The 2,040-nt window shown below is 70.0% G+C and carries 3 protein-coding genes; 1 reads left to right on the plus strand and 2 read right to left on the minus strand.

Features of this window, described 5'->3' with window-relative positions:
* Nucleotides 1-118 precede the first annotated feature (118 nt).
* Together ACWGID_RS29800 and ACWGID_RS29805 are read right to left on the minus strand one after the other, a co-directional pair.
* Entirely contained in the window at nucleotides 119-595 is a 477-nt protein-coding gene (locus ACWGID_RS29800) for a universal stress protein (RefSeq protein WP_452202113.1), read from the minus strand.
* Between the two features lie 4 nt (nucleotides 596-599).
* The gene (locus ACWGID_RS29805) at nucleotides 600-1,052 is read right to left on the minus strand and encodes a MarR family winged helix-turn-helix transcriptional regulator (RefSeq protein ID WP_452202115.1); all 453 of its coding nucleotides are present in this window, start codon (nucleotides 1,050-1,052) and stop codon (nucleotides 600-602) included.
* Between the two features lie 82 nt (nucleotides 1,053-1,134).
* On the opposite strand from ACWGID_RS29805, the gene ACWGID_RS29810 reads away from it, so the two are divergent.
* Nucleotides 1,135-1,920 (plus strand): SOS response-associated peptidase, encoded by a 786-nt coding sequence (locus ACWGID_RS29810; RefSeq protein WP_452202117.1) that lies wholly within the window; start codon nucleotides 1,135-1,137, stop codon nucleotides 1,918-1,920.
* The last annotated feature ends 120 nt before the right edge of the window (nucleotides 1,921-2,040 follow it).

A 2,040-nucleotide genomic window follows, 5' to 3' on the forward strand; every position in this document is an offset into this window, starting at 1 on the left:
CGCCACGGCCGCTGTCGCGGGGGGGGGGGGCCGCGCCCCGCCGCGGGGCTCGGCTTCCAGCCGTTCCGCGCCCGCCCCCCCCCCCCCGCCGCTTTGATGTCTGCTGTTCTTCGAGCTTTCAGGGCACGACCACGACGACCGGTGCGTCCTTGCGGCAGGTCAGGCGGTGGCCGAGCGAACCGGTCAGACGGTGCCAGCGCTTCGAGGACCGACCGACCACCACGAGATGCGCGTCGACCGAGCGGGCGATGTCGGTGAGGGCGCAGATCGCGTCGCCGTACTCCCCGACGAAGCTGACCGGTACGCCGACCTCGGCGGCCCGGCGTACCGCTTCGGCCTCGATCTCCTCGGCGTACTCCTGGCGCGCACTGTGCGCGGCGGCGTACCCGTACGGGACGCCGAGTGCTGCGGGCTCGGCGTACGGCATCACGTGGACCACGACGAGCTGTCCGTTGGTGCGCAGCGCTTCGCCGGCGGCCCAGGCGAGCGCGTCCCAGCTCGTGTCCGATCCGTCGATCCCGACGACGATGGCCGGCGTACCGATCGCGCGCGCCGCCGAGATCCGGGCCCGTCGTTCTTCGGCGTCGTAGTTCATCTGGTCACCTCTTCGGCGCGGGAGTGCGCTCGTCCTGGCTCTCGCCCGCGAGCTCCATCAGACGCAGCAGGGCCGGCAGCGCCGCATCGAGCGCGTCGGCATCCTGGTCGTCGAGTTTGTCGATGAGTTCGGTGAGCGTCGAGGCGCCCGCGTTGCGGATCTCGCGCAGCTGCCGGCTCCCGGCGTCAGTGACCGCGACCAGCACCACTCGAGCATCGGCGGGGTCGCGCCGGCGTTCTGCGAGACCGAGGTCCGCGAGTTGCTTGACCAGCGCCGTCATCGACGGCTGGGTGATCTCCTCGCTGACAGCCAGATCCGTCAGGCGGCGGGGCCCGGTCCGCTCCAAGGTGGACAGCACAGAGGTCGCGGTCAGGCTCAGCGTCCTTGGCCGCTTGCGGATCGCCACTGCGGCCAGGCCGAAGAGGGCTTCGCCGACAGCGGTGCTGCGGGGGGTCATGGCGTAAGTATAGCTCTGTCTATATAGATCTGGTTATGGAAGTCGGGCACGTCTTGTCGGTGCTGGTGTCTAGGCTGGCGTCATGTGCGGTAGGTATGCCTCCAGCCGGGACCCGTCCGACCTCGTCGCGGAGTTCGAGATCGAGGCGGGCAACGTCCGTGAGTCGGTCGAGGAGCTCGGCGAGAACTACAACGTCGCGCCCACCAACCAGGTGGTCGCGGTGGTCGAGCGGAAGGACCGCGAGGTACCGGACGCGACGATCCGCAAGCTGACCACGGTCAAGTGGGGGCTGGTGCCGTCCTGGGCCAAGGACACCTCGATCGGGAACCGGCTGATCAACGCCCGGATGGAAACCGTCGCGGAGAAGCCCGCCTTCAAGAAGGCGTTCCAGACCCGGCGCTGCATCCTGCCCGCCGACGGGTACTACGAGTGGTACACCGCCGAGGAGAAGCTGAACGGCAAGCCGGTCAAGCAGCCGTACTTCATCCACCCGCCGGACGGCAGCGTCCTCGCGATGGCCGGGTTGTACGAGATCTGGCGGGACCGGAGCGTCCAGGACCCGGAGTCCGACGAGGCCTGGCTGTGGACCTGCACAGTCCTCACCACCTCGTCCACCGACGACCTCGGCCGGATCCACGACCGGATGCCGCTCCTCGTCGAGCGCGAGCGGTACGACGCCTGGCTCGACCCCCTGTCCTCGGACACCGACGACCTGCTGGAGCTCCTAATCCCGGCCGCCCCGGGCCGCCTCGAGGCGTACGCGGTGTCGAAGGCAGTCAGCTCGGTGAAGAACAACGGCCCGCACCTGCTCGACCCCCTGCCCGCCGACGGCGAGGATCCGGTGGACAGCCCGACCACTCTCTTCTAACCCACCCCCCTCACCCCCGCCCCCGCCGCGCCCCGCGGACCCCACGCCGTTTGAGGGGCCGGCCCCTGAGCGGGTGGGGTGCGGAGGTGAAACTCGGTTCCGCACCCCACGCATTGAGGG

It is taken from the genome of Kribbella sp. NPDC054772, from assembly GCF_053611945.1.

Bases quoted from the DNA above. Each gene is read 5' to 3' on its own strand.
- ACWGID_RS29800 (WP_452202113.1), bottom strand. From the start codon at position 595: ATGAACTACGACGCCGAAGAACGACGGGCCCGGATCTCGGCGGCGCGC.
- ACWGID_RS29805 (WP_452202115.1), bottom strand. From the start codon at position 1,052: ATGACCCCCCGCAGCACCGCTGTCGGCGAAGCCCTCTTCGGCCTGGCC.
- ACWGID_RS29810 (WP_452202117.1), top strand. From the start codon at position 1,135: ATGTGCGGTAGGTATGCCTCCAGCCGGGACCCGTCCGACCTCGTCGCG.